This window comes from Rhizobium sp. BT-226 (assembly GCF_025847085.2).
Classification (GTDB): Bacteria; Pseudomonadota; Alphaproteobacteria; order Rhizobiales; family Rhizobiaceae; genus Rhizobium; species Rhizobium sophorae.
Genome location: NZ_JAOYTI010000006.1, coordinates 16,712 through 42,731 on the forward strand (window position 1 = coordinate 16,712; position 26,020 = coordinate 42,731).

General features: G+C 61.3%; 21 protein-coding genes. 18 read left to right on the forward strand and 3 right to left on the reverse strand.

Features of this window, described 5'->3' with window-relative positions; translation table 11 throughout:
* Positions 1-125 precede the first annotated feature (125 nt).
* Positions 126-1,274, reverse strand: a complete 1,149-nt coding sequence (gene dgoD, locus OIU37_RS29345; RefSeq protein WP_011653629.1) for a galactonate dehydratase — start codon at positions 1,272-1,274, stop codon at positions 126-128.
* Positions 1,275-1,340: 66 nt separating this feature from the next.
* A complete protein-coding gene (locus OIU37_RS29350) occupies positions 1,341-2,096 on the reverse strand; it encodes a FadR/GntR family transcriptional regulator (protein WP_264259442.1) in 756 nt (251 codons plus the stop codon).
* A gap of 212 nt (positions 2,097-2,308) precedes the next feature.
* Between OIU37_RS29350 and OIU37_RS29355 the strand changes: the two genes are divergently transcribed.
* The 11 genes from OIU37_RS29355 (at position 2,309) to OIU37_RS29405 (ending at position 17,180) form a co-directional block, all read left to right on the forward strand.
* A complete protein-coding gene (locus OIU37_RS29355) occupies positions 2,309-3,292 on the forward strand; it encodes an arabinose ABC transporter substrate-binding protein (protein ID WP_168310088.1) in 984 nt (327 codons plus the stop codon).
* A 69-nt stretch (positions 3,293-3,361) separates the two neighbouring features.
* Positions 3,362-4,867, forward strand: a complete 1,506-nt coding sequence (araG, locus tag OIU37_RS29360) for an L-arabinose ABC transporter ATP-binding protein AraG (protein WP_264259444.1) — start codon at positions 3,362-3,364, stop codon at positions 4,865-4,867.
* Between the two features lie 17 nt (positions 4,868-4,884).
* Entirely contained in the window at positions 4,885-5,835 is a 951-nt protein-coding gene (gene araH, locus OIU37_RS29365; RefSeq protein ID WP_138390632.1) for an L-arabinose ABC transporter permease AraH, read from the forward strand.
* Positions 5,832-6,722, forward strand: a complete 891-nt coding sequence (locus OIU37_RS29370; protein WP_264259446.1) for an aldose 1-epimerase — start codon at positions 5,832-5,834, stop codon at positions 6,720-6,722. Before araH ends, OIU37_RS29370 begins: the two co-directional genes overlap by 4 nt.
* A gap of 1 nt (position 6,723) precedes the next feature.
* The gene (locus OIU37_RS29375; protein ID WP_171605688.1) at positions 6,724-7,503 is read left to right on the forward strand and encodes an SDR family oxidoreductase; all 780 of its coding nucleotides are present in this window, start codon (positions 6,724-6,726) and stop codon (positions 7,501-7,503) included.
* Positions 7,504-7,710: 207 nt separating this feature from the next.
* Positions 7,711-8,142 carry an OsmC family protein gene (locus tag OIU37_RS29380; RefSeq protein WP_138333178.1) on the forward strand — a complete coding sequence of 144 codons (432 nt, stop codon included), beginning with the start codon at positions 7,711-7,713 and terminating at the stop codon, positions 8,140-8,142.
* Between the two features lie 244 nt (positions 8,143-8,386).
* The gene (locus OIU37_RS29385; protein WP_168310091.1) at positions 8,387-8,995 is read left to right on the forward strand and encodes a TetR family transcriptional regulator; all 609 of its coding nucleotides are present in this window, start codon (positions 8,387-8,389) and stop codon (positions 8,993-8,995) included.
* A gap of 48 nt (positions 8,996-9,043) precedes the next feature.
* Entirely contained in the window at positions 9,044-10,183 is a 1,140-nt protein-coding gene (locus OIU37_RS29390) for an efflux RND transporter periplasmic adaptor subunit (RefSeq protein ID WP_264259447.1), read from the forward strand.
* 27 nt (positions 10,184-10,210) lie between these two features.
* Positions 10,211-13,354: an efflux RND transporter permease subunit gene (locus OIU37_RS29395; protein ID WP_264259448.1), complete on the forward strand. Its 3,144-nt coding sequence runs from the start codon at positions 10,211-10,213 to the stop codon at positions 13,352-13,354.
* Positions 13,355-13,990: 636 nt separating this feature from the next.
* Entirely contained in the window at positions 13,991-15,055 is a 1,065-nt protein-coding gene (locus OIU37_RS29400) for a TIR domain-containing protein (protein WP_264259450.1), read from the forward strand.
* A 214-nt stretch (positions 15,056-15,269) separates the two neighbouring features.
* On the forward strand, positions 15,270-17,180 hold the full coding sequence (locus OIU37_RS29405; protein WP_264259707.1) for a beta-N-acetylhexosaminidase: 1,911 nt from the start codon (positions 15,270-15,272) through the stop codon (positions 17,178-17,180).
* On the opposite strand, the gene OIU37_RS29410 is transcribed toward OIU37_RS29405, so the two are convergent.
* Entirely contained in the window at positions 17,177-18,091 is a 915-nt protein-coding gene (locus tag OIU37_RS29410; RefSeq protein ID WP_264259451.1) for an ROK family protein, read from the reverse strand. The two genes, OIU37_RS29405 and OIU37_RS29410, sit on opposite strands and share 4 nt — an antisense overlap.
* Positions 18,092-18,397: 306 nt before the next feature.
* Here OIU37_RS29410 and OIU37_RS29415 point away from each other — a divergent pair, with 306 nt between their 5' ends.
* The 7 genes from OIU37_RS29415 (at position 18,398) to OIU37_RS29445 (ending at position 25,963) form a co-directional block, all read left to right on the forward strand.
* A complete protein-coding gene (locus OIU37_RS29415; RefSeq protein ID WP_264259708.1) occupies positions 18,398-18,976 on the forward strand; it encodes an exopolysaccharide biosynthesis protein in 579 nt (192 codons plus the stop codon).
* Between the two features lie 149 nt (positions 18,977-19,125).
* Positions 19,126-20,079 (forward strand): sugar-binding transcriptional regulator, encoded by a 954-nt coding sequence (locus OIU37_RS29420; RefSeq protein WP_028742348.1) that lies wholly within the window; start codon positions 19,126-19,128, stop codon positions 20,077-20,079.
* Between the two features lie 146 nt (positions 20,080-20,225).
* Positions 20,226-21,536 carry a sugar ABC transporter substrate-binding protein gene (locus OIU37_RS29425; RefSeq protein ID WP_182209143.1) on the forward strand — a complete coding sequence of 437 codons (1,311 nt, stop codon included), beginning with the start codon at positions 20,226-20,228 and terminating at the stop codon, positions 21,534-21,536.
* Positions 21,537-21,674: 138 nt separating this feature from the next.
* Positions 21,675-22,547, forward strand: coding sequence for a carbohydrate ABC transporter permease (locus OIU37_RS29430; protein ID WP_017989489.1), 873 nt, complete (start codon positions 21,675-21,677; stop codon positions 22,545-22,547).
* A gap of 1 nt (position 22,548) precedes the next feature.
* A complete protein-coding gene (locus OIU37_RS29435) occupies positions 22,549-23,379 on the forward strand; it encodes a carbohydrate ABC transporter permease (RefSeq protein ID WP_182209144.1) in 831 nt (276 codons plus the stop codon).
* Between the two features lie 18 nt (positions 23,380-23,397).
* Positions 23,398-24,396 carry an ABC transporter ATP-binding protein gene (locus OIU37_RS29440; RefSeq protein WP_180696202.1) on the forward strand — a complete coding sequence of 333 codons (999 nt, stop codon included), beginning with the start codon at positions 23,398-23,400 and terminating at the stop codon, positions 24,394-24,396.
* Positions 24,397-24,481: 85 nt separating this feature from the next.
* Positions 24,482-25,963 (forward strand): mannitol dehydrogenase family protein, encoded by a 1,482-nt coding sequence (locus tag OIU37_RS29445; RefSeq protein WP_264259455.1) that lies wholly within the window; start codon positions 24,482-24,484, stop codon positions 25,961-25,963.
* Positions 25,964-26,020: the final 57 nt, after the last annotated feature.

Consider the following 26,020-nt stretch of genomic DNA (forward strand, 5'->3'; position numbering starts at 1 on the left):
ATGACGGACGAGACCCCCGACATCCGACACGGTGAATGAAAAAGGGCCGCTTGCGCGACCCTATCACTTTGAATTGCGCACAATCCTTTCCGAAAATCGGTTCCGACTTTCGGGGTTATGCGCTCTCACCACTCGGCGAAGCTGCCGTCGGCATGCCGCCAGATCGGGTTGCGCCAGCGGTGGCCCTCCTTGGCGCGTTCGATGACATAGGCCTCGTCGACCTCGATGCCGAGCCCTGGACCCTGCGGGATCGAGACGAAACCATCGGCATACTGGAACACCTCCTTGTTGGAGATGTAGTCGAGGATGTCGTTGCCCTTGTTGTAGTGGATGCCGAGGCTCTGTTCCTGGATGAAGGCATTGTAGCTGACGGCATCGACCTGCAGGCAGGCGGCGAGCGCGATCGGACCCAGCGGGCAATGCGGCGCCAGCGCCACGTCGTAGGCTTCGGCCATCGCCGCGATCTTGCGGCATTCGGTGATGCCGCCGGCATGGGAGAGATCCGGCTGGATGATGTCGACGTAGCCGTCAGACAGAACCTGCTTGAAATCCCAGCGCGAAAAGAGCCGTTCGCCCAGCGCAATCGGCGTCGAGGTGTGGTTGACGATATCGCGCAGGGCTTCCTTGTTTTCGGAAAGCACCGGCTCTTCGATGAACATCAGCTTGTAGGGATCGAGCTCCTTGGCGAGAACCTTCGCCATCGGCTTGTGGACACGGCCGTGGAAATCGACGCCGATGCCGATATGTGGGCCGATCGCCTCGCGGATGGCGGCGATGGTCTCGACCGCCTTTTCCACCTTTTCGTTGGTATCAACGATCTGCATTTCCTCGCAGCCATTGAGCTTGATCGCCTTGAAGCCGCGGGCAACCACTTCCTTGGCATTGTTGGCGACATCCGAGGGACGATCGCCGCCGATCCAGGAATAGACCTTGATGCGATCACGGAGCTGGCCGCCGAGCAGGGAATGGATCGGCTGGCCGAGCGCTTTGCCCTTGATGTCCCACAGCGCCTGGTCGATGCCCGAGATCGCGCTCATGTGGACGGCGCCGCCGCGATAGAAGCCGCCGCGATACATCACGGTCCAGTGGTCCTCGATCAGGAAAGGATCCTTGCCGATCAGATAGTCTTCCAGTTCATGGACGGCGGCCTGAACGGTGAGCGCACGGCCTTCGACGACCGGTTCGCCCCAGCCGACGATGCCTTCATCGGTCTCGACCTTCAAAAACAGCCAGCGCGGGGGAACGATATAGGTGGTGAGTTTGGTGATTTTCATCGCTGTTCTTTCAGTCTCTTCCCGGGTTTGCGATCGGCGGCGCGTCCGCAGATTTGTCGTGATCCGTCATTTCGTTCTGCCGATCGCTTTTTCGGCGGCGGCAAGATCGCGCACCGCTAGATCGAGCATGCGGTTGGCGCATTCGCGGGCGCCTGTTTTGTCGCGCATGCGCAGCGCCTCGACCAGCTGGCCGTGAACGAGCACCGCATCCTCGCGATTCTCGACACCGATATTGGAGGCATGCAGCGCATATTTCAGCGCCGCGTGAATGGCGCTCGACAGGCGGCGGAAGACCTGATTGTGGCTGGCGGTGAGCAGCACCGTGTGGAACATGACGTCGGCATCGGTGAAGCTTTCCGGGTCGCGGGCGCTGTCGCGCATCTGCCGCCAGGCATTGTCGAGATCGGCGATCTCCTGAGCGCTGGCGCGCTCGGCGGCATATTCGGCGGCTGCCGGCTCGATGGTGCGGCGGGCCTCGAGAATGCAGCCGAGCAGGTCGAAATCCTTGATATAGGGACCCATCCATTCAAGCACGTCGGCGTCCAGGATATTCCAGTCGTCCTTGTCGCAAACGGTGGTTCCGATGCGTGGCTTACCGCGGACGAGACGCTTGGATTCCAGCACTTTCAGCGATTCGCGAATGACGGTGCGGCTGACGCCGTAGAGCTCGCAGAGATCGTTTTCGCGGGGCAGCGGTGAGCCCGCGGGATAGCGGTCCGCGCAGATATCCTGAGCGATCGCCGCCGTAACGTTGCGGCGTACGCGCGGGCGGCGCTCGATGCGGCGGCTTTCGGCCCCGCTCTGTCGCTCGATTGTTTCCAACTCACCTCTCCGCTCTGTCTCGCGTGCGAAGCAATCGAACCTGATTATCCGAATTCGATCCGCTTTGCGACGCTTCCTCCCGGCATCTCGTCAATAATCTATTATTCCAATCATCATACATTGGCAATTGACTGGTATGATGATTTATCATAATTCATTGGACGTTGCCTGGGAGGCAGCTGCTCGGTTTTTGAGAGTTTAGGGAGAGAGACATGCGCTTGTTCAAAGCAGCCATTCTGGCTGGCACTTTCGCCATTCTGGCAGCCGGCTCGGCATTTTCCGCGGACGTCAAGATAGGGTTCATCGTCAAGCAGCCTGAGGAACCGTGGTTCCAGGACGAATGGAAGTTCGCCGACCAGGCCGCCAAGGAAAAAGGCTTCACCGTCGTCAAAATCGGCGCCGAAGACGGCGAAAAGGTCCAGTCGGCGATCGACAATCTCGGCGCCCAGGGTGCGCAGGGCTTCATCATCTGCACGCCGGACGTCAAGCTCGGCCCGGGCATCGTTGCCAAGGCCGAAGCCAACCAGCTGAAGCTGATGACAGTCGACGACCGCCTCGTCAGCGCCGACGGCAAGCCGTTGGAAAACGTGCCGCATATGGGCATTTCGGCCACCAAGATCGGCGAGACCGTCGGCCAGGCGATCGTCGACGAAATCAAAAAGCGCGGTTGGGACATGAAGAATGTCGGCGCCGTGCGGGTCTCCTATGACCAGCTGCCGACGGCCGTCGACCGCGTCGAAGGCGCGATGTCGGTGCTGAAGTCCGCCGGCTTCCCGGCCGAAAACATCTATGATGCGCCACAGGCGAAGACGGATACGGAAGCGGCGCTCAACGCGGCAACCACCGTTCTCAACAAGCATGCCGACGTGAAATACTGGGTCGCCTTCGGCCTCAACGACGAAGCCGTCCTCGGCGCCGTCCGTGCTTCCGAATCGGTCGGCATTCCGGCGGCCAACGTCATCGGTGTCGGCATCGGCGGTGCGGAATCGGCGATCAACGAGTTCAAGAAGCCGGCGGCGACTGGCTTCTTCGGCACCGTTATCATCTCGCCGAAGCGTCACGGCTACGAGACGGCGCTCAACATGTATGACTGGATCGCCAACGACAAGGAGCCGGAAAAACTGACGCTGACTTCCGGTTCGCTGGCACTGCGCGACGATTATGAAAAGGTCCGCAAGGATCTTGGCATCGAGTGATCGTCCTTCCAAGATGATATCGTCCGGCGGCCGCCAGCGTGCCGCCGGGTCCTTCTCGGCGGAGCGATGATGGCTTTCCTCGAATTCAACAATATCTCCAAGGGTTATCCCGGCGTGCAGGCGCTGGCGAATGTTTCCTTCACTGTCGAGAAGGGCGCCGTCCACGGCCTGATGGGCGAGAACGGTGCCGGTAAATCGACGTTGATCCGGGTACTGTCAGGCGATCAGGCCGCCGATGGCGGCAACATCCTCATCGACGGCGAGGTGCAGAGATACGGGTCCGTCCGCGACGCCTTCCATGCCGGCGTCATCGTCATCCATCAGGAACTGCAGCTCGTTCCGGAGTTGACCGTCGCCGAAAATCTCTGGCTCGGACGCTTTCCGGCCAAGGGCGGCGTCATCCATTTGAAGATGCTGATCGAGACGGTGCGGTCGAAGCTCCAGGAGATCGGCATCGACGTCGATCCGTCGGCCAAGGTCGCCTCGCTTTCGATCGGTGCACGGCAGATGGTCGAGATCGCCAAGGCCGTCATGCTCGATGCGCGGGTGGTTGCGCTCGACGAGCCGACCTCCTCGCTTTCGTCGCGTGAAAGCGAAATCCTGTTTTCACTCATCGACAGCTTGAAGGCGAAGGGAACGGTCATCCTCTACGTCTCGCATCGTCTCGACGAGATCTTCCGTCTTTGCGACAGTCTGACGGTGCTGCGCGACGGCAAACTTGCCGCCCATCATCCTCGGATCGCCGAAACCACGCGAGAGCAGATCATCTCGGAAATGGTCGGACGCGAGATCAGTAATGTCTGGGGCTGGCGCGAACGTCCGCTCGGAGGCGTCCGGCTGGAGGTCAAGGGCCTCTCGGGACCAAAGCTGCGCCATCCGATCAGCTTTTCCGTCCGCCAGGGCGAGATTCTCGGTTTCTTCGGCCTGATCGGCGCCGGCCGCAGCGAGATGGCGCGGCTGCTTTACGGCGCCGACACCAGGCATCAAGGGCAGGTGACGATCGACGGCGTTGCCGTTTCGCCGAACAATCCGAAAGCGGCGATCAATGCCGGCATGGTGCTCTGCCCCGAGGATCGCAAGTTCGACGGCATCATCCAAGGGCGATCAATCGAGGAGAATATCGCGATCTCGTCGCGCCGGCATTTTTCGCCTTTCGGCATTTTGAGCCCGAGACAAGAGGCGGCACTGGCAGATCGGTTCATCGCCAAGCTTCGGGTGCGAACGCCGTCGCGCAAGCAGGACATCATCAATCTCTCGGGCGGTAACCAGCAGAAGGTCATTCTCGGCCGCTGGTTGTCCGAGCAGGGGATCAAGGTGCTGGTCATCGACGAGCCGACGCGCGGCATCGATGTCGGGGCGAAATCGGAAATCTACGAAATTCTCTACGAGCTTGCGGCCGGCGGCATGGCGATCGTGGTCATATCCAGCGAGTTGCCCGAAGTCATGGGCATTTCCGATCGCATCATGGTGATGTGTCAGGGCAGGGTGGCGGCCAACGTCGCTCGCCAGGATTTCGACGAGCGCAACATCCTGACGGCAGCACTTCCCGACAAGAACGCCGCAGGCACTATTTAGGACCAGGAATAGGGACGATGAATTCGTTGAAAAAAATTCTTCTTGGCGAGCAGGGGCTGGTGGTGATCTTCGCTGCCGCCTTCGTGATCGTTTCGCTCTTCGTTCCGAACTTCCTCACCGAACGAAACATGCTGGGGCTGCTGCAGTCGGTCGTCACGATCGGCATCGTGGCCTGCACGATGATGTTCTGCCTGGCATCTCGCGATTTCGACCTTTCGGTCGGATCGATTGTCGCTTTCTCCGGCATGATCGCGGTGATGGTCTCGAATGCGACGGGCTCCATTCCCGTCGGGCTGGTCGCCGCCCTGCTTTGCGGCGCCGTCGTTGGTTTCGTCAATGGTATCGTCATTGCGCGCTTTCGCATCAATGCGCTGATCACCACGCTTGCGACCATGCAGATCGTGCGCGGGCTGGCGCTAATCGCCTCCGATGGCCGCGCTGTCGGCATCAATGATCCCGATTTCTACCAGCTTGCCCTGTCGCGATTTCTGACCGTGCCGACGCCGATCTGGATTATGCTGATCCTTTTCATCCTCTTCGGTTTCGTGCTCAACCGCACCGTCTTCGGCAAGAACACCCTGGCGATCGGCGGCAATCCCGAGGCATCGCGGCTTGCGGGCGTCAACGTCGTCAATATGCGGATCTGGATCTTTGCGCTGCAGGGTCTCGTCTGCGGCATTGCCGGCATCCTGCTTGCCTCGCGCATCACCTCCGGCCAGCCGAATGCAGCGACAGGGCTTGAGCTTTCGGTCATTTCGGCCTGCGTTCTCGGTGGCGTTTCGCTGGCCGGCGGCCGGGCGGCGATGAGCGGCGTCATCGTCGGCGTGCTGATCATGGGCATTGCCGAAAACGTCATGAACCTCTTGAATATCCAGGCGTTCTATCAGTATGTGGTACGCGGGCTGATCCTGCTGATCGCAGTGTTACTCGACAATTTGAGGTCTTCGGCTGCGGGACGGCGCGGATGAACCAAGGACAAGCCGGCGATGACATCGAACTGAGGCACGGCGATCTCGCCGTCCGGGTCAGCCGTCGGGGTGCCGCCGTCACCGCCGCGACCTATCGAGGCATCCCCTTTCTCGTGGCGGCCGGCGGGCCGGATGGAGCGATGGCGAATTTCGCGATGGTGCCGTTCGGCAATCGCGTGGAAGGCAACACCATGTCCTTTGCCGGACGTGAGTATGGCTTCCAGCCGAATACTTCCGATCCGCTCTATCGGCACGGCGACGGCTGGCTCAGTCTCTGGCAGCTTGAAGACTCCAGCCCAGAGCATGCGCTATTCTCCTTTTCCCGAAGCGCCGACGGGGTTTCACCTTATGCCTATCTGACCCGGCAGGAGATCCGTCTTGCCGGCGATGCCTTGATGCTGACGCTTTCCGTGGAAAACAGCGGCGAAGCGGCTCTTCCCTTCGGGCTCGGTCAACATCCCTTCTTCGCGCGCACGCCAAAGACGAGGCTGACGATTGCGGCCGATCGCTATTGGAACGAGCGGCCCGACCATCTTCCCGATGTGCCCGGCCCTGTGCCCGATGATTTCGATTTCAGGTCCGGCAAGCTGTTGCCGCAGAAATGGATGAACAATGCCTTCGAGGGTTGGAATGGGCGGGCGGCAATCGCCTGGCCGGAACTTGGAATCCAGGCGGCGCTGGAAGCCGACGGTGCGCTCGATCGCTTCATGCTGTATATGCCGGTCAACGGGAGCGATTTCTTCTGCCTCGAGCCGATGAGCCATCTGCCGAACGGCCACCACCTTCCTGATTTCGGTGGGCTTACGCCGCTTGCGCCGGGTGAGGCGCTTGCCGGCACGGTGACGATCCTGATGTCGGCGCTGCCGGTTCAACCGAAGGGGTCATAAGATGGGCAGCCGTCTGCAGGGCAAGAACATCCTGATCACCGGTGCTGCGCAGGGTATCGGCCTTGCAATCGCGAAGGCTTTCATGCGGGAGGATGCCGCCGTCTTCCTCGTCGATCGCGATGCGGCGCTGCTGGCGCAGGCGGTGAAAGAGCTCCAGCGCAGCGGCGGCCAGATTGGGTATCTGCCGGCCGATATTACCGATGCCGGCACGATCACGACATTGGTCGCTCAGGCGAATGAAGAGATCGGACAGCTGAACGCGCTCGTCAACAATGCCGGGGTGAATGTCTTCGCCGAACCGCTCCAGACGACGGACGAGGAATGGAACCGCTGCTTCGACATCAATCTCAAGGGCGCATGGAACTGCTGCAAGGCGGTGCTGCCGGGCCTGATCGAACAGGGCGGCGGCGTCATCCTCAACATCGCCTCGACGCACGCTTTTACCATCATCCCGCATACATTTCCCTATCCGCTGGCAAAACACGCCCTGCTCGGAATGACGAAATCCTTAGGGCTGGAATATGCCGCCCGCAATGTCCGCGTGAACGCGCTGGCGCCGGGCTATGTCTCGACGCAGAAGGTGATCGATTACTGGAACGGCTTCCCTGATCCGGAGGCGGCAAAGGCCGAAACGATGAAACTGCATCCCGGCGGGCGCATCGCGACGCCGGAAGAGATTGCCATGGCGGCCGTATTCATGATTTCCGACGAGTGCCCGTTCATCAATGCCACCTGCCTGACGATCGACGGCGGCCTCAGCGTGCTGCAGCATCCCGCCTGAAGGGCTTCGATCCCGCTATTTTTACAAGCCTGTCGTCTTCTCGGGATAGAGCATTATATTGCCAATCGGGAAGGCTATCTGATCTCCCGCAGGCATGGAGCGGCCCCTGCCGCTTTCTGGAAACAGTTGGAGCATGATGTTGTCCGAAAACCGCGCACACTTTTCGGCATCATGCTCTGAAAGCACAATCGAAAACAGGAGGACGGCATGCAGATCAATCGCACGGCTTCGGCTCATTGGACCGGTGGCCTCAAGGACGGAAAAGGCCTGATCTCGACGCAGAGCGGCGCCCTGAAGGATTATCCCTACGGCTTTGCGAGCCGCTTCGAAGGCATTGCCGGCACCAACCCGGAAGAACTGATCGGTGCCGCCCATGCCGGCTGCTTCACCATGGCGCTGTCGTTGATCCTCGGCGAAGCCGGCTTTACCGCCGAGCATATGGAAACCTCCGCCAAGGTGACGCTCGAAAGCGTCGAGGGCGGTTTTGCCATAACCGCCATTCATCTCTCGCTCTCCGGCCGTATTCCCGGTGCCGATGAGGCGACCTTCACCGAACTCGCCAACAAGGCAAAGGCGGGCTGCCCGGTTTCGAAGGCGCTTGCCTCCGTTCCGATCACACTCGACGTCAAGGTCGTCTGATTTCCGGCCGCCGGCGATGAGGTGCCGCGCTCGCTTTCGCGTCGCGGCACTTTCAATTGCGTTCGATGTCCATCGTTCAGCCGCTCCAAATCCCCACATCCAATGCATGCGTGGTGCGCCGACGAGCACGAGCAGAGCCGACCCGAAGCTGTATTGCGCTCCGGGATGTTGACAAGTGACGCCTGATATTTTACGACTGACGAAATTCAAAATTCGTCAGTCGTAATTCGAGGCATCGAAAGTCATGGACGAGATCGCGGAAAACACACTCGACGTCACCCGGCAGGAGAATGTCACCCGGATTCTCGACGCGGCCGAGCGGCTGTTCCGTCACTATGGCTACAGCAAGACGACGGTGGCCGACATTGCCCGCGATCTCGGCATGTCGCCCGCCAATATTTATCGTTTCTTCGCCTCCAAGGTCGAAATTCACCAGGCGCTCTGCGGGCGCATGCTCGCCACCGCTTATCAAATCGCCTACGACATCCGCCATCAACCGATCAGCGCCAGCGAGCGGCTGCGCCGCTATGTCGAGACCCAGCATCAATTGACGCTCGATCTGATGCTCGACGAGATGAAGGTGCACGAGATGATCGTGGTCGCCATCGAGCGCGACTGGCATGTCATCGAAAAACACATCGATCGTGTTCATGATCTGATCGCCGAAATCATCGCCGAAGGCATTGCAGCCGGGGAATTTGCCGAGCAGGACCCGGTCGTTGCCTCACGCTGCTTTGGTGCTGCGACGAACACACTCTGCCATCCGCAGATGGTGGCGCAATGTCTTGCCAAAACAAACCGCGCAAGCGTCGACGAGCTGATCAATTACGTGATCAGGGCGCTGAAGAAATAATGGGCGGCAGCCGCCGTCGAATCCCGAAACAATCCAGGAGTGCGGAAGATGTTTTCGCTCAACACCCTCAGCCATCGCATGCCGTCCGTCGCCAGTCTCATACTCGTCGGCGCCATCGGCATCGGCGTTTCCGCCTGCTCGGAAGAGAAGGCTGAGGTCAAGCAAGTCATCCGGCCGGTGAAGGTCGTCGAGATCGCCAAGGCCGGCGACACCCGCAAGCTCGACTATTCAGGCTCGGTCAAGGCACGCACGGAGATGAACCTCGGCTTTCGCGTCGCCGGCAAGATCACCGAGCGCCTCGTCGATATCGGCGACAAGGTGAAGCCGGGCGACGTGCTCGCTCGGATGGACTCCACGGATTACCAGCTGGCGGTCAAGACGGCGGAAGCCAATCTCGCAGCCGCTGAAAAAGGCGTCGAAACCGCCGATCTCGTCAACAAGCGCAATCAGCAGCTCTTCGACAAGAATGTTTCGCCGAAATCCCAGCTCGAGCAGGCGTCGCTCAGCTACGATCAGGCCGTTTCAAGCCGCGATGCCGCCGCTTCGGCGCTCGATCAGGCGAAGAACCAGGTGAGTTATGCGGAGCTGAAGGCCGACCACAACGGGATTGTCACGACGATCAATGCCGATGTCGGCCAGGTCGTTGCGTCTGGCACTCCCGTCGTTGCCGTTGCCGTCGACGGCGAAAAGGAAGTGCAGATAGCGGTTCCGGAAAACGACATTGCCGAATTCAAGCCGGGCAAGACAGTCAAGGCCAGCTTCTGGGCCGACGACAGGCTGGTGCTCAACGGCAAAGTGCGCGAGGTTTCCGGCAGCGCCGACCAGCAGTCGCGCACCTTTGCGGTTCGGGTGAGCCTGCCGAACGATCCGCGCGTCCTGCTCGGCATGACGGCGACGATCGAGGCCGACGTCAGCAACGGCAACAGCTATGTCTCGATCCCGCTCAGCGCCCTGGCTGAAAAGGACGGGAAGCAGATGGTCTGGACCGTCGACCGCGACACGGCGACCGTGCATGGCCGCGACATCAAGGTTGCCGATTTCACCGGCGACGGCGTGCATGTGACCGAGGGTCTCGATACCGGCGATCTCGTCGTTTCCGCCGGCACGCAGTTCATGAGCGAAAATCTCAAGGTGAAGGTGCCGGACCAGCAGTCGGCCCTGGCCGCCACGGACCAAACGGTCCGCTGATCGCGCCATAGGATAGGGAACAAGACCATGGACGCCACCACCGAAAAGCGGCCCTTCAATCTGTCGCGCTGGGCGATCGGACATCCAAGCATCGCCCGCTTCCTCTTCGGGCTGATCATCATCACCGGCGTGCTCGGCCTGATGCGCATGGGTCAGCGCGAGGACCCCGAATTCACCTTCCGCGTCATGGTCGTGCAGGCGATCTGGCCGGGCGCTTCCATCCAGGAGATGGAAGATCAGGTCGTCAACAAGATCGAGCGCAAGCTGCAGGAAACCCCGCATATCGACTGGGTCAAGTCCTATACGCGGGCGGGCAGCGCGATCATCACCCTGCAGGTCAAGGGCGACACGAATTCGAAGGATGTGGCGGACGCCTTCTACCAGGTGCGCAAGAAAGTCGGCGACATCTCCAGCGAGCTGCCGCAGGGCCTGCTCGGCCCCTATTTCAACGACGAGTTCGGCGACACGTTCATCACGCTGCATTCGATCAGCGGCGACGGCTATTCCTATCCGGAGCTGAAGAAATTCGCGATCCAGGCGCGCGACATGCTGCTGACGACGCCGGGCGTCGAGAAGGCCGTCATCATCGGCGACCAGCCTGAGAAGATCTATGTCGACGTCTCGTCCAAGGCGCTCGCCGAGCGCGGCCTGACGATCCTCGATCTGCAGAACGCCATCAAGGGCCAGAACAATGTCGATCCGGCGGGCTCGGTCGATACCGGCCTGCGCTCGGTGCGCATCTCCGTCGAAGGCGACGTAAAGAAGGCCGCCGATATCCGCGAACTGCGCCTGCGCGCCGGCGGCCAGGTGACGCGGCTCGGCGATATCGCCACCGTCAGTTCCGGGCTCGAAGACCCCTATCAACGCAAGTACCGCTTCAACGGTCACGACAGCGTTCAGGTCGGCGTCGTCATGGCCAAAGGCTTCAACGTCGCCGATGTCGGCAAGGGCGTGGAGGCGACCTATCAGCGCTTCGAGGAGGCGCTGCCTTACGGCGTCGCCGTCGATCAGATCGCCAACCAGCCCGACGTGGTGACGGATGCGGTCAGCGAATTCATGCATGCGCTCGGCGAAGCTCTGATCATCGTGCTGGTCGTCTCGTTCGTGTCGATCGGCTGGCGATCGGGCCTCGTTATCGCCATCGCCATTCCGCTGGTGCTGGCCGCCACCTTTGCGCTGATGTACGAACTCGGCATCGACCTGCAGCGCATCTCGCTCGGCGCGCTGATCATTGCGCTCGGCCTGCTCGTCGACGATGCGATGATCGTCGTCGAGATGATGGAGCGAAAGCTGGAGGAAGGGCTCGTCAAGATCGAGGCGGCAAGCTTTGCCTATTCCTCGACCGCCTTCCCGATGCTGACGGGGACGCTGATCACCACGGCCGGCTTCATTCCCGTCGGCTTCGCCGCCTCGACGGCCGGCGAATATGTGCGGTCGCTGTTCTACGTTGTCGGCATCGCGCTTGTCACCTCGTGGTTCGTCGCGGTCTACTTCACGCCGTGGCTCGGCTATATGATTCTCAAGCAGCGCCATCACGCCGGCGAGCATCACGACGCCTTCGACACCGGCTTCTACCGTCGGCTGCGCGGCACAGTCGGCTGGGCGGTGCGCCACCGCGTCATCGTGCTGCTGCTGACACTCGGCACCTTCGTCACCAGCCTCTGGGCCTTCCAGTTTATTCCGCAGAATTTCTTCCCGCAATCCTCGCGGCCGGAAATTCTCGTCGATCTCTGGCTGCCCGAGGGCACCAGCATCAAGGAAGTCGAAGTGCAGGCAAAGGCGCTCGAAGCCAAGATGATGGATGATCCCGACAAGCGGTTCATCGCCACCTATATCGGCGAAGGCGCGCCACGCTTCTTCCTGCCGCTCGACCAGCAGCTGCGTAATCCGAACTTCGCCCAGCTGCTCGTCATGGCCAATGACGAACCGGCACGCGAGCGGCTGATCGTCAAGCTGCGGACGATCCTTGCGGAAGACTTCCCCGACATTCGCGGCAAGGTCGACCGCCTCTTCCTCGGTCCGCCTACCGGCTGGCCGGTGCAGATGCGGGTCATGGGGCCTGACCGCCAGGAAGTTAGGCAGATCGCCGATCAGGTAAAGGCGCGCTTCCAGGCCAATCCGATGCTCGGCGCCATCCATGACGATTGGCTGGAAGAGGTGCCGGGAATGAAGCTGGTGATCGACCAGGACCGCGCCCGGGCACTCGGCGTCACCTCGCAGCGCGTGCGCCAGATGCTGCAGACCGCCATGTCGGGGGCTGCGCTCGACGATTTCCGCGACGGCGAGGAGACGGTCTCGATCGTCGCCCGCGAGCCGGATGCCAGCCGCTCGCTGCTGTCGGCGGTCAATTCCGTCTATGTCCCGACAGATTTCGGCGGCTTCGTGCCGGTCTCGCAGGTGGCCAAGGTCGTGCCCGTCATGGAGCAGGGCATCGAATGGCGGCGCAACCGCCTGCCGACGATCACCGTGCGTGCGACGCTGCCTGACGGCGTGCAGCCGAACGACGTTGCCATGAAGATGTATGCCGACATGAAGGACCTGCGCGACAGCCTGCCTGCCGGCTACAATGTCGAGATCCAGGGCGGCGCCGAGGATGCGGCGGAAAGCCAGATGTCGATCGCCGCCAAGGCGCCGATCATGCTCGCCGTCATCATCGTGCTGCTGATGGTGCAGCTGCAGCATTTCGGCAAGGCGATGCTGGTGCTCGCCACCGGACCGCTCGGGATCATCGGTGCGGCCGCCGCATTGCTGATCAGCGGCGCCCCCTTCGGCTTCGTGGCGATCCTCGGCGTCATTGCGCTGCTCGGTATCATCATGCGCAACTCGATCATCCTGGTCGATCAGATCGACCAGGATATCAAGGCCGGCATGCACCGGCAGGAGGCGATCGTCGGCGCGGCCGTGCGGCGTTTCCGGCCGATCATGCTGACGGCGCTGACCGCCGTGCTGGCGCTGATCCCGATTTCCCGCGGTGTCTTCTGGGGTCCGCTCGCCTACGCGATGATGGGCGGCATCCTGGTCGCGACCGTGCTGACCATTCTGGTTCTGCCCGCCGGTTACGCCCTTTTCTTCGGCCGGGAGCCGAAGGCGAAGGACGAGCCAGGCAGGGATGCCGACGCCATCCAGGAAGAGGCTGATGACAGACATCCGCCGGCGTTGGCAGCAGAGTGAGGACGGCGCGGCGAAAGCCGCGCCGTTTTTCCTTGCAGGTTACCTTCCTTCGCTCGGCAAGCAGTCCGTAAAACGACCGTTTGTCGCAGCCTGCCTCCACCTCGAGGGTGCGCGCCAATTCCATTGTCGCCCTGAAAGAGCTAAGCTGTGGAAACATGCGGAAAGACTGGGGCGGCACCATGCCCAGCCTTGCCCCGCAATTTCAGCTCGGAGCGCCTATCCGTTTTCTTAAGTTAGTTGCTGGATGACCCCGATACCCAGTTGCATCTGGCCGATCTTTTGCGGGAAACCGGATTGTCCGGCCAAGTTCAGGACCTTCGCCGCCCATTCGAGCCTTTCAGCGGCGAAAGGATTACCGTCCTACCCGCGCTAGACCATAGCCTGCGAGCGCAGCTCGGACGACGTGCCTTGGATCTGCTCGCGGGTGCCGTCTTCAGATGCTGACAGGGCCAGTTCCATTCATGCATGAAGAACGACCGAGTGGAGGATGTCTTTTTTGTCCGACGTTATGGGCTTCCTCCTGCAGGACGCCCAGAGTTGATGCATCGGCCGCAGGCGACAAAAGCTTGCGAAGGCAACAGGATGTCTTAATGCTAGGCACGGAATCAATGATGCAAACCCGAGCTTTCAGCCGACATGAGCAAAGTATTTATTAGCCATGCTACCGCAGACGCCCGGCTTGCAAAGCTGATGGTCAATTTTCTCAAGGAGGCCGTTGGCGTCAAGGATAGCGACGTCTTCTGCAGCAGTATAACAGGTCATGGCGTTCCTCTGATGGCTGATTTCAACGGGTATATCCGCGACCAGATCGAGCAGCCCTATATCGTCCTTGCTCTCCTGACACCCGCTTACTTCGACAGTGATTTCTGCCTGATGGAACTTGGTGCAGCATGGTCAAAGTCGCTGAAAACCCTCGCGGTAGTCGTGCCAGATGTTTCGTTTGACATCGTGACGAAGACGCTTGGCCTGAAACAAGCTTGGCGCATTAACGACTATACGAGACTCTCTGAATTTAGGGCCCTGTTCAGCGAGTTGGAGCTTGAAACCCGTAGCCCCGCGACCTGGGAAGGAAAGATGGCTGAATGGCGAAAAAAGCTTCCGGCTGTCCTAAGGGCGCTTCCTTCCTCTAAGTCCGATTCAAAGGAAAGCCACGACGCCGTGCTCTCTGAGATCACTAGCTTAAAGCGCACCACGGCTGAGGAGGTTGAACGGGCAGTTGGCCGAAGCCGCGAGCTAGAGGAAGAGAACATTACGCTCCGAAAAAGGCTGGCAGACAAGGAAGCTCGACTACCTCGAATCCTTATTGCCGAGGGCGAGCCGCGGATAGCCGAAGATTTGCAGCTCAATCTGCTCAGGAACCGATACGATGTCGTCGGAATCGCGAGAACGAAGGAAGAGGCGATTGTCGCTGCACTTGAACATAGGGCGGAGATCATCCTCACCGAGACGGCCCTTGCGGACGGCTCCTCCGGAATCGAGTTGGTAAACCACCTTTACTCACTGCTGGACTGCGTTGGCATTTTCGTGACGGCGTATCCAGAAAGGCTCTTGTCGGGGACCCGACCGGAACCCGTCTTCCTGGTGACGAAGCCGTTCACGCCCGACCTGATCATCCAAGTAGTCGGGAATGCCCGGACGCATCTTCTGGAAAGGCGAGCGCTGACCCAAACACGGACAGCAATGGAGCGGGCGGCCAAGTAGCTGCCAATGACTCGAAACGATTTGCGGGATCCTTAAATCTCGATCATGAAACCGCCCCAGCTCTTTGTTCAGCCGCAATTCCTGCAAAACCGCGCAGGCCGCCCCCGCTTGACTAGCGGCGATTCCAGTGCCACTTCGAAAAAGCTAAGCTGCGAAAGCATGCCGGGAGACCAACCGCGATCCCGGCCACTCAGCGACGAGGCAGGGCATGACCATGGCCGATTACCATCTGGAAGCAAGTTGGAGCCCGGTCGAGGGCAGTTTCGGGCGCCTCACTTTCACGCTTTTCAATCTTTCGACCGAGCCGCTATCCGGCTTCTCGCTCGTCTATACGTCAGAGACGCGGGTTGCCGACAAACATGCCTGCGACGGCGGCAGCCTCAAGCGGCGGGTCGCGCATTTCCATGAATTCCTGCCGCCCGAGGGGCTGAGCGTGCCGCCCGGCGGGCGCTGGCGGTTCACGGTTGAGGGGCTGACCAGGGCGCCGAAACATATGACATCAGGCGTCAAATCGGCCTATCTGACACTTGGCGACGGGCGCCACGTTCCGGTTGGTTTCGGCGATCTCATGCTCGAAGGCCGGGATGGCGGCATGGCACCGCCGCTTCTGCCGCCGGGCCGGACCGAGGAACCTTTTTCGCTGCTGCCCTGGCCGCTGGCGCTCGGGCTGAAGGCGGGAGAGCTGCCGGTCGTCCTTTATCCGGCCGCGCGGACGCGGCCCGATGCGATTAAGGCGCTCTCGCTGGTTCTCGCGCTCTACCAGCGGCTCTATCCGGCCGACAACGTGCCGTTTTCCCTCAGGTCCGTCGAAGCCGGGCGGGCCATTCGTTTCGTCACCGAATCGTCGATCGCCGCCTTTGCCTATGAATTGCGTTTTACCGCGCATGAGATCGTGCTTTCGAGTGCGGATGCCGCCGGACGGCAATACGGGCTGATCAGCCTGGCGCAATTGCTGCACGGTGCCCGCGCCGATCGTGAGCGCTTCAAATTCCCCAATTTCGGCACGATCGCCGACCAGCCGCGTTATGACTGGCGCGGCTGCCATCTCGATGTGTCCAGGCAATTCTATTCGGTGGCGGACGTCGCGCGGCTGATCGATATTCTCGCCTGGAACAAGCTCAACATCTTCCACTGGCATCTGACGGATGACGAAGCGTGGCGGCTGGAAATCAAAGCCTATCCCGCGCTGACGGAGATCGGCGCCCGGCGCGGGCCGGACGAAGTCCTCGTGCCGCAGCTTGGCGACGGGGCGGAACCGCGCTCCGGCCATTACACCCAGGAGGATGCCAGGCGGATCGTTGCGCATGCCGCCTCGCTGCATATCGAAGTGGTGCCGGAAATCGACATTCCAGGCCACAGCATGGCGACGCTGTTCTCCCTGCCCGAGCTTGTCGACGGGCAGGAGGCGCCGGACAGTTATCGCTCGGTGCAGGGTTATCCGAACAACGCCCTCAATCCGGCGGTCGAATTCACCTATGAGTTTCTCGGCAAGGTGTTCGACGAGATGGTGACGCTGTTTCCCGGCGAGTACCTTCATATCGGCGGCGACGAAGTGGCGCGTGGCTCCTGGCTCTCCTCGCCGCTCTGCAAGGCACTGATGGAGCGGGAGAAACTTGCCGGCACTGCCGAGCTGCAATCCTATTTCCTGAAACGCGTCAAAGCCATGCTGTCGGAGCGCGGCAGGAAACTTGCCGGCTGGAACGAGGTCTCGCATGGTGGCGGGGTCGATCGCGACGGCACGCTACTGATGGCCTGGGAAAAGCCCGCCGTCGGCATCGAGCTGGCACAGGAAGGCTACGACGTGGTGATGACGCCGGGGCAAGCCTATTATCTCGACATGGCGCAGGCTGAAGCCTGGGCCGAGCCCGGCGCGGCCTGGGCGGGGTTCAGCCCGCCGGAACACACCTATGCTTACGAGGCTGAGGGTGAGTTGCCGGAGGCGCTGCAGGAGAAGATGCGCGGCATCCAGGCCTGCATCTGGACCGAGAACTTCCTGTCCCGCGCCTATTTCAACCGGCTGGTTTTTCCGCGCCTTCCGGCCGTTGCCGAGGCTGCCTGGACACCTTCGGCGCGCAAGGACTGGGATCGCTTCGCAGCGATCGTGCGGATGTGGCCGGTGCTTTAAGCTGCTGTTTCGGCCTTCAGCCCCAGCAATGCCGCGCCGATCAGGCCGGGTTCGATGCGGCATTCGCTTGATACCACCAGCGGGCGATCGAACTTGCGCAGGATGCGGGCGCGCACGGCGTGGTCGAGCTCGGCAAGCAGCGGCTCGACATTGGAAAGCCCGCCGCCGACCGGCACGATGGTCGCGCCGGTGATGTTGATCGTTAGCGCCAAGGGCGAGGCGACGAGATCGACATAGACGTCGATCGTCCGTATCGCCTTCTCCTCTCCGTGGCGCCACTGAGCGATGATCTCCTCGCTGGCAAGGTCGAGATCGTGCAGCGTCTTGTGCAGGCGCTCCAGGCCGCGAGCGCCGCCGACGGTGTCGACGCAGCCCCTCTGGCCGCAGCCGCAGGCATAGGCAGGAATGGCGACGGGCGGATTGCCGGCCGCCGATGCGATGATCGGCCCGTGACCCCATTCGCCGGCAAAGCCGCCGGCGTCGTTGACGAGGCGTCCGTCGGCAACCAAGCCGCCGCCGACGCCGGTGCCGAGGATGGCGCCGAAGACGATGCGGTGGCCGCGACCGGCGCCGAGACCAGCTTCGGCCATGGCGAAACAGTCGGCATCGTTCGCGATCAGTACGGCCAAGCCGAGTTCGGCTTCGAGATCGGCCGCGAGCGTGCGGTCGTGGATGCAGGGAATGTTGGCGCAGATCAGGCGCTGCGTATCGGGATCGACAACGCCGGCGATGGAGAGGGCGATACGGCTCGGCTGTTCGCCGGTTTCGGCGATGATGCCGCGCAGGGTCTCGACGAAAGCGGCGAAATCATCCCTGGGCGTCGGGCGGCGGCCGAGGGGAAGGATGTTTGTCTCGGAGCGGGCGATGCCGCCCTTGATGGCGGAGCCGCCGATGTCGAATGAAATGATCATTGCCACTCTGCCGTTTTTCTGGTCTCCGAGCGTCTGCTCGCACTGTTGGCGGGGAATTACAAGCCTTCATTCGGCCGCCGCCGTCTGCGTCTGCGGCGCAAACGGAGGATGATCAAGCGCAAATCGCCACTGACAGGCCTTCCGTCCGATTTTCTGTTCCGCAAGTCATTCAATTGGCATATTGCACGGCCAAAATCCGAGCCTGCAATTCCATCATCCACTGGTATCATGACGATCGAAAACGCCGACACCGACAGACGCAGAAGCCGAAGACCACGTCCCAAAGGCCGTCGCCTCTCATCCATTTTGCGGCAGATGGCCGCCGACCAGAGCCGCGAGCGGATCTCGATCGGCGATCTGTTCGACACGATGGGCGACAGGGCGATCAGCGCGCTGATGCTGATCTTCGCGCTGCCGAACGCCTTTCCCACTCCGCCGGGCACCTCGGCCGTGCTCGGCGCGCCCTTGGTCTTCCTGGCGGCGCAGCTGACCTTCGGGCTGAAACCCTGGCTTCCGAAGGTGATTGCCAACCGTTCGATGCTCCGGGAGGATTTCGAGACCATCGTCGGCCGCATCCACCGCTGGCTCGCCTGGGCCGAGCGCATGCTGAAGCCGCGGCTTGCGATCTTCGCCGAACCGCCGGCGGAGTATCTCGCCGGGGCGGCATGCCTGCTGCTGTCGATCGTGCTGCTGCTGCCGGTCCCGCTCGGCAACATCCTGCCGGCGGTCACGATCTCGGTCTTCGCGTTCGGCATCTTGGGCCGTGACGGGCTCTTCGCGCTCATCGGCTTCGTGATGACGGCCGTGTCGCTGGTCATCGCCGGCGGGGTGATTTACGGTCTCGTGAAGGCAGCGATCTATATCGTCGTGCAATGGTTTGCCTGAGCGGGTTTGCCCCAATGATGACGGTTATTTGGCGAGGCTCTTTGCAACAGGCTCGACATTTGCCGGAATTTTGTTTTGATCTGGCGCGATAGAGACTCGAAATCATGTTCGGCGGCGGCACGCCGGCTCACTTTGCGCGGTAGGCATTGATGGTAAAAAGATCCGAGACCCCTGCACGGCTCGATGACGCAGCGCGTGCCGGCTGGCTCTATTATGTCGCCGGGCGTACGCAGGATGAAATCGCCGCTGCTATGGGCATCTCACGGCAATCGGCGCAGCGGCTGGTGTCGCTGGCGGTCGCCGAGCGCCTGATCAAGGTGCGGCTCGATCATCCGATCGCCGCCTGCCTGGAGCTCGGCAGTCAGCTGCGGCGGAAATTCGGGCTGAAACATGTGGAGGTGGTGCCGAGCGATCCCGCGTCGTCGTCGACGACGGTCGGTATCGCCGAGGCGGCCGCTGCCGAGATCGAGCGGTGGCTGAAACGGGCCGAGCCGATCGTGCTTGCCATCGGGACCGGCCGCACGCTGAAGGCGGCCGTCGACCAGCTTCCGGCGATCGAATGTCCCAATCACCGTATCGTTTCGCTGACCGGCAATATCGCCCCGGACGGATCGGCGGCCTATTACAACGTCATCTTCAGCATGGCCGATGCCGTGAAGGCGCGACACTATCCGATGCCGCTGCCGGTGCTCGTCACCTCGGCGGAGGAGCGCGAGCTGCTGCATGGCCAACAGCTGGTGCGCTCAACGCTTAACATGAGCGCGCAAGCCGATGTCACCTTCGTCGGTATCGGCGAGCTCGGCATCGATGGGCCGCTCTGCGTCGACGGTTTTCTGGAGAAGGACGAGATGATGGAGCTGATGCGTGGGGGTGCCGTCGGCGAAATCTGCGGCTGGATCTTCGATGTCGACGGCAGGTTGATCGACAACCCGATCAACGAGCGCGTCGCGTCGGCGCCGATCCCGTCCCGCGACGCGTCGATGGTCATTGGGCTGGCCAAGGGCAAGCGTAAATTCAAGGCGATCAGGGCTGCCGTTGTCGGCCATCAAATCAATGCTTTGATCACCGATGAAGAGACTGCTGAGTTTTTGCTCAGGAATTGAGCAAAAAATATCATAGTTAAATCAATTGGATGAGTATTCTCTTCGGCATCGCAGCAACGATTGCCGATTGACATTCTTTATCGTTTGTTGAGTAATTGCCCATGAGCGAAGCGAATGCTCACACCCCATCTTCTGGGAGGAAGATTATGACATTGAAAACTTTTCTGCTGGGCGCCTGCTCAGCACTGGCGTTTGCCGGCATGGCTTCGGCCGAGACGCTGACAATCGCAACCGTGAACAACGGCGACATGATCCGGATGCAGAAGCTGACGGATGATTTCAAGGCGAAGAATCCCGGCATCGACCTTGAGTGGGTCACCCTCGAAGAGAACGTGCTGCGCCAGAAGGTCACGACCGACATCGCGACCAAGGGCGGCCAGTACGACGTCTTGACGATCGGCACCTATGAAGTTCCGATCTGGGCAAAGCAGGGCTGGCTGGTACCGCTCGACAATCTCGGCGCCAATTACGACGTCGACGACCTGCTGCCGGCGATCCGCAGCGGTCTGACCATGGACGGCAAGCTCTATGCGGCGCCGTTTTACGGCGAAAGCTCGATGGTCATGTACCGCAAGGACCTGTTCGATGCTGCCGGCCTGAAGATGCCGGACGCCCCGACCTGGGACTTCATTGCCGACGCTGCCCGCAAGATCACCGACAAGGACAAGGAAGTCTACGGCATCTGCCTGCGCGGCAAGGCCGGCTGGGGCGAGAACATGGCCTTCCTGACGGCCATGTCCAACTCCTTCGGCGCCCGCTGGTTCGATGAAAACTGGAAGCCGCAGTTCGATCAACCGGAGTGGAAGGACACGCTCGACTTCTACGTCAAGCTGATGAAGGATGCCGGCCCTCCGGGCGCTTCCTCCAACGGCTTTAACGAGAACCTGGCGCTCTTCCAGACCGGCAAGTGCGGCATGTGGATCGATGCCACCGTTGCCGCATCCTTCGTCAGCAACCCGAAGGAATCGACCGTCGCCGACAAGGTCGGCTTTGCGCTGGCTCCCGACAAGGGTCTCGGCAAGCGCGGCAACTGGCTGTGGGCCTGGAGCCTTGCCATCCCGGCAGGTTCGCAAAAGGCTGAAGCCGCCGAGAAGTTCGTCGCCTGGGCCACGAGCAAGGATTACACCAACCTCGTTGCCGAGAAGGAAGGCTGGCTGAACGCACCTCCGGGCACCCGCAGCTCGCTCTATGCGAATGCCGAGTACCAGAAGGCGGCTCCCTTCGCCAAGACGACAATCGACTCGATCAACGCGGCCGATCCGAGCAAGCCGACCGTCAAGCCGGTCCCCTATGTCGGCGTCCAGTTCGTGGCGATCCCGGAATTCCAGGGCATCGGCACGGCGATCGGCCAGCAGTTCTCGGCAGCCCTTGCCGGCCAGCTTTCGGTCGACCAGGCGTTGCAGAGCGCACAGCAGCTGGCCACCCGCGAAATGACCAAGGCCGGCTACATTAAATAAAACCTCCCGAGCAAGAGGCGGATCCTTGACAATCCGCCTCTCTGGGCCGCCGATTGCCCGAACTGCATCGGCGGCCGCTTTTTTCCAGACAAGCTGCCTTGCGGCCGCTCCCCGCTTCAGTCCAGATCGGTGATTGCCATGGCAACGTTACATACCCGCTCCTCCGCGCGCCTGATGATTGCGCCCTCCGTGCTGCTCCTCTTTGCATGGATGATCGTCCCGCTGGCGATGACGATCTATTTCTCGCTGCTGAACTACAATCTGCTCAGCCCCGGCATGGAAAGCTTCGTCGGTTTTCTGAACTATCAGTACTTCCTGACGGATCCGGCTTTCTTCGCCGCGCTGATCAACACGCTGCTGCTTGTTGCCGGCGTGTTGTTGATCACCGTCATCGGCGGCATCGCCTTTGCGCTGCTGCTCGACCAGCCGATGTATGGCCAAGGCATCGTGCGCATCCTGGTGATTGCGCCGTTCTTCGTCATGCCGACGGTGGCGGCGCTGGTCTGGAAGAACATGTTCATGAACCCGGTCAACGGGTTGTTTGCTCATCTTGCCAAGGCGCTCGGCCTGCAGCCGATCGACTGGCTGGCGAATGCGCCGCTGTTTTCCGTCATTCTGATCGTCGCCTGGCAATGGCTGCCGTTTGCCACCCTCATCATGCTGACGGCGCTGCAGTCGCTCGACGAGGAGCAGAAGGAAGCCTCCGAGATGGACGGCGCCGGGCCGATCTCGAAATTCATCTACATCATCCTGCCGCACATGGCCCGCGCCATCACCGTGGTGATCCTGATCCAGACGATCTTCCTGCTTTCGGTCTTCGCCGAAATCCTCGTCACCACCAATGGCGGGCCGGGCACCGACAGCACCAACCTCACCTATCTCGTCTATGCCCAGGCGCTGCTGCAGTTCGATATCGGCGGCGCATCGGCCGGCGGGATCGTCGCGGTTATCCTCGCCAATATCGTCGCGATCTTCCTCGTGCGCCTCGTCGGCAAGAATCTGGAGGCTTGAGATGGCCAGAAAAGTCACAACCAAGCGCAAGCTCATCGTCACCGCGATCGCCTGGACGCTCGGCATCCTGATCTTCTTCCCGATTCTCTGGACGTTTCTCACCAGCTTCAAGTCGGAAGCCGACGCCATCGCCTCGCCGCCGCAGTTCCTGTTCTTCCACTGGACGATGGAGAACTACGCGGAGGTGCAGAGCCGGTCGAACTATCTCGGCCACTTCATGAACTCGGTGATCATCTCCTTCGGCTCGACGCTGATCGGCCTGATCATTGCCATTCCTGCCGCCTGGGCGATGGCGTTTTCGCCGACCAAGCGGACCAAGGACGTGCTGATGTGGATGCTGTCGACCAAGATGATGCCGCCGGTCGGGGCGCTGATCCCGATCTACCTGATGTTCCGGAATTTTGGCCTGCTCGACACGCGTACCGGCCTGGTGATCGTGCTGACGCTGATCAACCTGCCGATCATCGTCTGGATGCTCTACACCTACTTCAAGGAAATCCCCGGCGAGATCCTCGAGGCGGCGCGCATGGATGGGGCGTCGCTGATGAAGGAGATCGTTTACGTGCTGACGCCGATGGCGGTGCCGGGCATAGCCTCGACACTGCTCTTGAACATTATCCTTGCCTGGAACGAGGCGTTCTGGACGCTCAACCTCACCGCCTCGAAGGCAGCACCGCTGACGGCCTTCATCGCCTCCTATTCCAGCCCCGAGGGCCTGTTTTACGCCAAGCTCTCGGCGGCATCGACGATGGCGATCGCGCCGATCCTGATCCTTGGCTGGTTCAGCCAGAAACAACTCGTCCGCGGCCTGACCTTCGGCGCCGTGAAATAACATAAAAGGGAGAGAAACATGGGCAGCATTACCCTTCAGAAGGTTTCCAAGGTCTTCGGCGAAGCCAAGGTCATCCCTTCGATCGATCTCGACATCAAGGACGGCGAGTTCGTCGTCTTCGTCGGCCCGTCGGGTTGCGGCAAATCCACGCTGCTCCGGCTGATCGCCGGGCTTGAGGACGTCTCCGGCGGCAAGATCGTCATCGACGGCAGGGACGCCACCGAAAAGGCGCCGTCTGAGCGCGGCCTTGCCATGGTGTTCCAGTCCTATGCGCTTTATCCGCATATGAGCGTGCGCAACAACATCGCCTTCCCGCTGAAGATGGCCGGCATCGACAAGGCGGAGATCGATCGCAAGGTGAGCGATGCCGCCCGGGTGCTCAACCTCACCGACTATCTTGAGCGCAAGCCACGCCAGCTGTCGGGCGGCCAGCGCCAGCGTGTGGCGATCGGCCGCGCCATCGTGCGCCAGCCTTCGGCCTTCCTGTTCGACGAACCGCTGTCGAACCTCGATGCCGCGCTGCGCGTCAACATGCGCCTCGAAATCAGCGAGTTGCACCAGCAGTTGAAGACGACGATGGTCTACGTCACCCACGACCAGGTGGAAGCCATGACCATGGCCGACAAGATCGTCGTCCTGAACAGGGGCAATATCGAGCAGGTCGGCTCGCCGCTCGAACTCTACGGCCGCCCGCGCAACCTCTTCGTCGCCGGCTTCATCGGATCGCCGAAGATGAACTTCATCACCGGCCAAAACGCCGCCGCGCTCAACGCCCATACCATCGGCGTCCGGCCCGAGCATGTGCTGCTGTCGATGGAAAGCGGCGACTGGAAGGGCAGGGTCGTGGTCGCCGAACATCTCGGTTCCGACACCTTCCTGCATATCGATGCCGAGGGGATCGGCATGCTGACGGCGCGCGGCAGCGGCGACTTCGCCGCCAAAGCGGGCGATACCGTCTTCCTGACGCCGGACCGTTCGCGTATTCATAAATTCAACGAGGGCGGCCTTGCCATCTGAGGCAGGCGGCCGGGCTGGGGGCAGGCATGCGAGCCGGGCGATGGCGCCCCGGCCGTCTCGGCAAGACCTTCAAGAGGACTGAAATATGACGTGCAAACTATCGCTGGCAACGCTTTCGGATGTGGCGCGCACTGCCGCCATCCCTGGATATGACAGGGCGTCGCTGAAAGCCGGCATCGTGCACTTCGGCGTCGGCAACTTCCACCGTGCCCATCAGGCGATCTATCTCGACGATCTCTTCAACGCGGGCACGGATCACGACTGGGCGATCGTCGGCGCCGGCGTGCTGCCGTCGGATGCCGCAATGCGCGAAAAGCTTGCGGCGCAGGATTTCCTGACGACAGTCGTCGAACAGGACAATAATAAGACCGCGGCGCGCGTCACCGCGCCGATGATCGACATCCTGCCGGTCGGCGATGCCGCTGCGATCATCGGCAGGCTTGCCGACCCCGAAATCCGCATCGTTTCGATGACGATCACCGAGGGCGGTTACTTCATCGATGCATCAGGCACGTTCAATCCAGCCCATCCGGCGATCGCTGCAGACGGAGAGAACCCCAACGCGCCGAAGACGGTGTTCGGCCTGATCGTCGCCGGCCTGAAGGCGCGCAAGGACAAGGGCATTAAGCCCTTCACCGTCATGTCCTGCGACAACATTCCCCATAATGGAATCGTCACCGCCAATGCCGTGGTCGGTACGGCGGCACTTTCGGACCCCGCCTTTGCCGACTGGATCCGGGCGAATGTCGCCTTCCCGAACGCCATGGTCGACCGAATCACGCCGGCGACCAGCCAGCGCGAGATCGATTTCCTCAGGGACAATTTCGAGATCGAGGACAGTTGGCCGGTCTATTGCGAGGAATTCAAGCAATGGGTGCTCGAGGATAAGTTCACCGCCGGCCGGCCGGCGCTGGAAAAGGTCGGCGTCACCTTCGTTGCCGATGTCACGCCTTACGAGCATATGAAGATCCGCATCCTCAACGGCGGGCATGCCGCGATCGCCTATCCGGCGGCGCTGATGGACATTCATTTCGTGCATGATTCCATGGAAGACCCGTTGATTCGCGCCTTCCTCGCCAAACTCGAGAAAGACGAAATCATTCCGATCGTACCGCCGGTGCCGAACACGTCGCTGACGGATTATTTTGCGCTGATCGAACATCGCCTGCTCAATCCGAAGATTGCCGACACCATTCCGCGGCTGGCGCAGGACGGCTCGAACCGCCAACCGAAATTCATCCTGCCGTCGACGCTCGACAATCTTCGCCAGGGCCGGGACGTTGTCGGCCTGGCGCTGGTTTCAGCACTCTGGTGCCGTTATTTCGCCGGCAAGACCGACAGCGGCAAGGATATCGTCTTCAACGATGCGAGCGCAGAGCGCCTGCATGCCGCAGCGCTGAAAGCCAAGGACGATCCTTCGGCCTTCCTCGTCTTCGACGATATTTTCGGCGAAGTGGCGAAGTCCGAACTTTTCCGCAAGCGTTTCGCCCATGCTCTCAAAACCCTGTGGGAAAAGGGCACACGGGAGACGCTACAGCTCTATCTCGACGGCAAGCTCGCAGTGTAAGGAATCCGGATGGCGGTATCTATTGCTGCCATTCATCCGGCCTTGCGAGTGAAGCGG

Coding starts and splice junctions, on each gene's coding strand:
- dgoD (WP_011653629.1), bottom strand. CDS start 1,274: ATGAAAATCACCAAACTCACCACCTATATCGTTCCCCCGCGCTGGCTG.
- OIU37_RS29355 (WP_168310088.1), top strand. CDS start 2,309: ATGCGCTTGTTCAAAGCAGCCATTCTGGCTGGCACTTTCGCCATTCTG.
- araG (WP_264259444.1), top strand. CDS start 3,362: ATGGCTTTCCTCGAATTCAACAATATCTCCAAGGGTTATCCCGGCGTG.
- araH (WP_138390632.1), top strand. CDS start 4,885: ATGAATTCGTTGAAAAAAATTCTTCTTGGCGAGCAGGGGCTGGTGGTG.
- OIU37_RS29370 (WP_264259446.1), top strand. CDS start 5,832: ATGAACCAAGGACAAGCCGGCGATGACATCGAACTGAGGCACGGCGAT.
- OIU37_RS29375 (WP_171605688.1), top strand. CDS start 6,724: ATGGGCAGCCGTCTGCAGGGCAAGAACATCCTGATCACCGGTGCTGCG.
- OIU37_RS29380 (WP_138333178.1), top strand. CDS start 7,711: ATGCAGATCAATCGCACGGCTTCGGCTCATTGGACCGGTGGCCTCAAG.
- OIU37_RS29385 (WP_168310091.1), top strand. CDS start 8,387: ATGGACGAGATCGCGGAAAACACACTCGACGTCACCCGGCAGGAGAAT.
- OIU37_RS29390 (WP_264259447.1), top strand. CDS start 9,044: ATGTTTTCGCTCAACACCCTCAGCCATCGCATGCCGTCCGTCGCCAGT.
- OIU37_RS29395 (WP_264259448.1), top strand. CDS start 10,211: ATGGACGCCACCACCGAAAAGCGGCCCTTCAATCTGTCGCGCTGGGCG.
- OIU37_RS29400 (WP_264259450.1), top strand. CDS start 13,991: ATGAGCAAAGTATTTATTAGCCATGCTACCGCAGACGCCCGGCTTGCA.
- OIU37_RS29405 (WP_264259707.1), top strand. CDS start 15,270: ATGGCCGATTACCATCTGGAAGCAAGTTGGAGCCCGGTCGAGGGCAGT.
- OIU37_RS29410 (WP_264259451.1), bottom strand. CDS start 18,091: ATGATCATTTCATTCGACATCGGCGGCTCCGCCATCAAGGGCGGCATC.
- OIU37_RS29420 (WP_028742348.1), top strand. CDS start 19,126: ATGGTAAAAAGATCCGAGACCCCTGCACGGCTCGATGACGCAGCGCGT.
- OIU37_RS29425 (WP_182209143.1), top strand. CDS start 20,226: ATGACATTGAAAACTTTTCTGCTGGGCGCCTGCTCAGCACTGGCGTTT.
- OIU37_RS29430 (WP_017989489.1), top strand. CDS start 21,675: ATGGCAACGTTACATACCCGCTCCTCCGCGCGCCTGATGATTGCGCCC.
- OIU37_RS29435 (WP_182209144.1), top strand. CDS start 22,549: ATGGCCAGAAAAGTCACAACCAAGCGCAAGCTCATCGTCACCGCGATC.
- OIU37_RS29440 (WP_180696202.1), top strand. CDS start 23,398: ATGGGCAGCATTACCCTTCAGAAGGTTTCCAAGGTCTTCGGCGAAGCC.
- OIU37_RS29445 (WP_264259455.1), top strand. CDS start 24,482: ATGACGTGCAAACTATCGCTGGCAACGCTTTCGGATGTGGCGCGCACT.